General features: G+C 55.9%; 3 protein-coding genes and 1 pseudogene. 1 reads left to right on the top strand and 3 read right to left on the bottom strand.

Going from position 1 to position 5406, the window contains the following annotated elements; all coding sequences use genetic code 11:
• Positions 1 to 268 precede the first annotated feature (268 nt).
• From Q7J88_RS14270 to Q7J88_RS14260, 3 genes are all read right to left on the bottom strand, one after another.
• Entirely contained in the window at positions 269 to 2353 is a 2085-nt protein-coding gene (locus Q7J88_RS14270) for a TRAP transporter fused permease subunit (RefSeq protein ID WP_303722907.1), read from the bottom strand.
• A 66-nt stretch (positions 2354 to 2419) separates the two neighbouring features.
• Entirely contained in the window at positions 2420 to 3448 is a 1029-nt protein-coding gene (locus Q7J88_RS14265) for a TAXI family TRAP transporter solute-binding subunit (protein ID WP_303722906.1), read from the bottom strand.
• Positions 3449 to 3636: 188 nt separating this feature from the next.
• Positions 3637 to 4422 (bottom strand): SDR family oxidoreductase, encoded by a 786-nt coding sequence (locus tag Q7J88_RS14260; protein WP_303722905.1) that lies wholly within the window; start codon positions 4420 to 4422, stop codon positions 3637 to 3639.
• A gap of 293 nt (positions 4423 to 4715) precedes the next feature.
• Between Q7J88_RS14260 and Q7J88_RS14255 the strand changes: the two are divergent.
• A pseudogene (locus tag Q7J88_RS14255) lies at positions 4716 to 5406 on the top strand (hydroxylamine reductase); the annotation flags it as partial.

Here is a 5406-nt window from a genome sequence, read left to right as displayed (position 1 = left end):
TATCCGCAATCTGGGCACTTGAGATTCAGCGGATTTTCACTGCGGAAACTGGCACAGGCGACCAGCAGATTCAGCAGCACGATTAGCACCAGATAGCTCAACAGTTTCATGACTTCCCCCAATACGGTTAGCGAACCGGATCTTTCTCTTTATTTTAATAGTGCCTCGAAATGAGGAAGATGCAATTGTTGGTTTGCGGCGGTGGCTCTTTTTCTTTGCCGTTCTGAAACGGAAAAAAGCAACTTCAGGGCTGTTCTGTCACAGGTTTTTAGCTCGGGCTAGCCGAAGATTCCCGGCGTGAACTGATAAAACTGTGCACAAACAGGGAAATCAGCACGACGAGGCCACCGATGTGAACCCAGATCGGAGCTGGCCAAAGCAGAGCCACCGCACAGGCAAGGGACAGCAGACGCAACGGCCAGCTGAGTTTTGCCTCCATGAAGTTTTCCAGCCCGGCGGCAAACGCGTACAGACCGAAGAAAGCGAAGAAGAAGATCGTGAAGTCGCCGGCCCAAGATCCGCCGATGAAGTCGGTATAGGCGAACAATAGCGGAATCACGTATAGCCCCTTGGCCAGTTTCCAGGCTTGAAAGCCGGTTTCCATCGGTTTGGTGCCGGCGATGGCTGCACCGGTGAAGGCGGCCAGTGCGACTGGAGGAGTGACGTTGGAATCCTGACTGAGCCAGAAGATGATCAGGTGTGCAGACAGCAGTGCATAGGTCAGGGTATGCTCGCTCAGGACCGCTTCGCGTACCATTCCGGCCATATCGACCGGTACGGCATCGACAATCGTGCGTGCCAAATGCTGGCTCATCGGATTACCGATCTCAGCCAAGTGCTCGGGTGCGGCGAGCATGAAGAGCGCTTTAGCCGTCTCTGGAATTTGCCCATTCATCAGGGCATCGACCAGGAAACCGTCGGCGATCAGTGCATGCAGTGCTGGGGCCGACAGGGTGCCGAGGACGATGTAAGCGGCCGTAACCGGCAACCCCATGCCGAGTACCAGCGATGCCAGGGCAATCAGCAGGATGGCGATCACCATGTTGTGGCCGGCCCACTCGTTGATCATCAGTGAGAAGGTGTTGCCGATGCCGGCGGTGGAGATGACGTTGACGATCAGGCCGACTGAGCAGAGCAAAATGGCAGTCATCACCATGTTCTGCGCGCCCAGCGCCAGCGCCTCGATGATCGACTTTAGTCCCATCTTGTTGGCGGAGAACCAGGAGGCAACCACCACCGCGATAATGCTAAACCCAGCCGCGTAGGTTGGGGTAAAACCGTAAATCAGCAGTCCGATGAGGACCGCAATCGGCAGAAGGAAAACGATGCCACCCCGCTTGAACACATCCAGCGCCGAGACCGACTCGTTGTCGAGCGCAGTGACGTGGCTGCGCTTCGCCTCGATTCGGACGAAGAAACCGACCGCGGCAAAGTAGAGGATTGCTGGTAGGGTGCTCACCAGCACGATGGTGTTATAAGAAATCTGTGTGTAAGTGGCCATGACGAAGGCACCGGCGCCCATGATCGGTGGCATCAGCTGGCCACCGGTTGAAGCGGCCGATTCGACCCCGGCGGCGAACTTGGCTGGGAAGCCCGCCCGCTTCATCAGCGGAATGGTGATCACGCCGGTTGAGGCAGTGTTTGCCACCGCGGAACCGGAAATGGTGCCCATCAATCCCGAGGCCATGACAGCGACCAATCCCGGGCCGCCGACCATTCGCCCGGCCACGGCGCGCGCCAGATCGATGACGAACTCGCCGGCGCCGGAACGGAGCAGGAAGGCACCGAACAGGATGAACATGAACACGTAGCTCGAGGAGATGCTAGCGATGGTGCCGAACAGCGCATCGTCACCGTAGATGCTGCGGAACAGGATGGTTTCCGGCGACAACCCGGCAAACTTGAACACACCGCTGATTTTCCCGCCCCACCAGCCGACATAAGAGAGGGCGACTAGGATTAGCATCGGGATGAACCAGCCCGCGACACGACGGGTGAACTCCAGGGCGCACAGCAGCAATATGATCCCGGCAACCCACTCCATCGGCAGCAGGCGTACCCCTCGCGCATAGATGGCATCCTCCATGGCGATCAGGTAGATTGCTGAACTGGCCGCAAGTACGCCGAGCAGCATATCGAACACTTTCCATGGTAGTCCCCCTTCCTTGCGCAGTGGGTAAACCAGCGCGGCCATCAAAACAAAGCCGGCAAAATGCAGCGAGTTCTGCCACAGTGAGGAGAGTACGGTTACCACGTTGAACCAGATGTGCATCAGCGACACGGCAACGCCGAGAACGATGAGCAGGCGGCTGGTCGGGACGATGGTTTCGGGATCGGTGGGCAGATCAGTCATGCAGGGACTCCATGGAGAAAAACCGAGTGCAGCGGCCGCTCTCGGGAGCGGCCGCATAAACCATGCTTACTGAATCAGCAGGCGGGACGGGATCTTGATTCCGGCCTCCTGGTAGTACTTGACAGCGCCGGGATGGAGGGGCATCGGCAGACCGGCGATCGCTTTTTCGAGCGCCATCGCCTTGGTGGCACCATGGATGGCCTTCAAAAAAGGTAGGTTTTCGTAGATCGTCTTAGTGATTTGGTAGACGGCGTCCTCATCGACATCCGCGCGGACTGAAAGGAAGTTCGGTTGAGCGATGGTGTTGATCTCTTTACTTTGCCCCGGATAGGTTTCGGCCGGGATCACGTAGCGGGTCCAGAGATCCAGGCCACCATCGGCCTTGGCCAGTTGCTCATCGGTGAAATCGAGGACGGTTATCTCTTTACCCATGTTGGCCATCGCTTTGGTAATAGCGCCCGCCGGTACCCCTGCGGGGATGCTCATTCCGGCCGCCTGGCCGTTCTGCATGGCATCTGCAGAGGGCCCGTAACCGACGTAGATCAGGTGGTAGTCATTTTCAACGTTGGCTCCCAGGTTCTCCAACAGCACGGTGTTAGACCCCAGCGTTCCGGAATTTTTCTTGCCGAGGGAGATTGTTTCCCCTTTCATTGCCACCATGTCAGTGATGGTGCCTGTTTTGGCGAACTTGCTGTTGATGGCAAAGTGCTCGACGTTCTGCCAGAGCATGGTCACCGAGCGCAGGTTCTTCTGTGGGCCATCAGCCTTGATCGGACCGGTGCCGTTCCAGGCGTAGGAACCGTAAAGACCCTGCAGGATTGCGAACTGCACCTCGTTGTCCCGTAGCAGCTTGATGTTCTCGCCGGAGCCGGCCGAGCTGATTGCCGACATGCCGATCTTCTGCGTCGGTTGAAGCTTGACTTTGACTAGGGTGGAGAGGGCGACTCCTACCGGGTAATAGGTGCCACCAGTGGTGGCGGTCGCCATCAGGTAGTTGCGCTCCTCTGCGGCTTGGGCGATGGTGAGGGGGGCGAGTAGGAAGATCATTGTTGCCAGCAGGACAGTTGTACGGATGCAGCCATGTTTCAAGGTCATCTTTTCCTCCTCAACATAAAGATGTGATAGAAATGGAATCTTAACTGCCCGTTTCGGATGATAGAAGATCCTCTGCGAGTAAGGGTATTCAAATCTGTGCGAAGAGTCGATCTGATAACTCTACTTGAGTAGAGGCGACTTGCAAGCTATCGACCGAAAATGTTACCGGATTGGTCTTGGTTCTGTTGTCAATATCCTCTGACCATCCCCCCGTCGACCAGCAGAGTGCTGCCGGTCATGTACGAACTGGCGTCAGAGGCGAGAAAGCAGACCGCCCTCGCGAACTCCACCGGGTCACCGTAGCGCCGCAGTGGAATATTCTGTAACGATTCATTGACCACCTGCTGCTTGTCGATCCCCCGTTGGTCAGCCTTGAGCTGGTCGAGGTAGTCGGTCCGGTCGGTGCCGATCCGCCCCGGCGCAACGGTCGTCACCAGAATGTTGAAAGGGGCCAGTTCATCAGCCAGGCTTTTTGCCAGGCCGAGTACCCCCATACGGAATGCGTTGGAAAGCACCAGCCCGGGGATTGGTTGCTTGATCGAAGAGGAAGTAATATTGATGATTCGTCCACCACCCTGTTTTAGGTCCGGCAGAGCGGCGCGGATTAGGCGTACGTAGCTGAGCAGGTTTAGTTCGAAGGCTGCCTGCCAGGCCGTGTCATCGATCTGTTCAAAACCACCTCCGGGAGGACCGCCGGCGTTGTTGATCAGGATATCAAGGTTGCCGAGGCGTTGCCGAGTTGCTTTGAACAGGGCATTAATCTCATCGTCGTTGGTAATATCACAAGGGAAGAACTCAACCTTTCCTCGGGCCGTTGGCAGTATTTCCTGCTGAACATTCTTCAGATGTTCCCGGTTACGGCTGGTCAGCATCACCTCTGCGCCTTCAGCAGCCAGCTCTGCAGCAATCGCTTTTCCCAACCCTCTGCTGGAAGCTGCTATCAGGGCAACTTTCCCCTTCAGATTGAGATCCATTGTTCCCCCCTTTGAAAGAAGTCGACAAGTAGTTTTGAGTCTATCAGACGAATCCCAATTCAGTGATGCAAACAGGAAAAAAAATTGAATTTACCAGAAAGTATCACTTTTTGACTCAGGTCATGTTTTTGCTTTCCTACCTCCGCTATTCTCGCGCCATCGGTTGAAACAATTCGCATAGCAACTTGTATTCGATAGTAAGGACACGAAGGATTAATGAAATGGGTATTTTCGATTTTCTCGGATTAGGGAAAAATCCGAAAACAAACCTTCAAGCAAAGGAGACTACGAATATGTCAATGTTCTGTTATCAGTGTGAGCAAGCAGCCAACGGTGGCTGCTCAGTGGTCGGTGTCTGTGGCAAGAAGCCGGATGTGGCGGCGTTGCAGGATCTGCTGATTTACTCCCTGAAAGGGATCGCCTTTTGGGCCAACAAGGCGCGCGAGTTGGGTAAGAAGGATCAGGAGATCGATCGCTTCATGATCGATGGTCTGTTCGCGACCGTAACTAATGTCGATTTCGATGGCGCGGAGATTTCCAAGTTGATCGATGATGCAGTGCGCCTGCGTGGCAAGGCCAAGCAGCTCGCCGGTAATGTGGAAGGCACCATTCCTCACGCAGCTCAGGACTGGGCTCTGCCAGCCGGCTATGACGAGCGGATCAAGCTCGGCCAGTTGCACGGCGTGAAAAGCTACACGGTCGATGACGACATTCACTCGGTGCGTGAGATCATCACCTATGGCATCAAGGGCTACGCTGCTTATGCAGATCACGCCAAGATCCTCGGCTGCGAGTCGGACGAGATCTACGCCTATACCCACAAGGCGCTGGCCGCGTTGCTCGACGACAGCCTCGACCTGATGGCCACTGTCAACCTGGCCCTGGAAGCGGGTAAAATAAACTACCAGACCATGGAAATACTCAACAAGGCGCACACTGATGCGTACGGCCATCCAGAGCCGACCCCGGTGCAGCTCGGCAGTA

It is taken from the genome of Malonomonas rubra (genome assembly GCF_003247215.1).
Lineage (GTDB): Bacteria > Desulfobacterota > Desulfuromonadia > Desulfuromonadales > Geopsychrobacteraceae > Malonomonas > Malonomonas rubra_A.
Note: the sequence above shows the minus strand (reverse complement) of the source record. Positions and strands in the feature narration are given on the sequence as shown.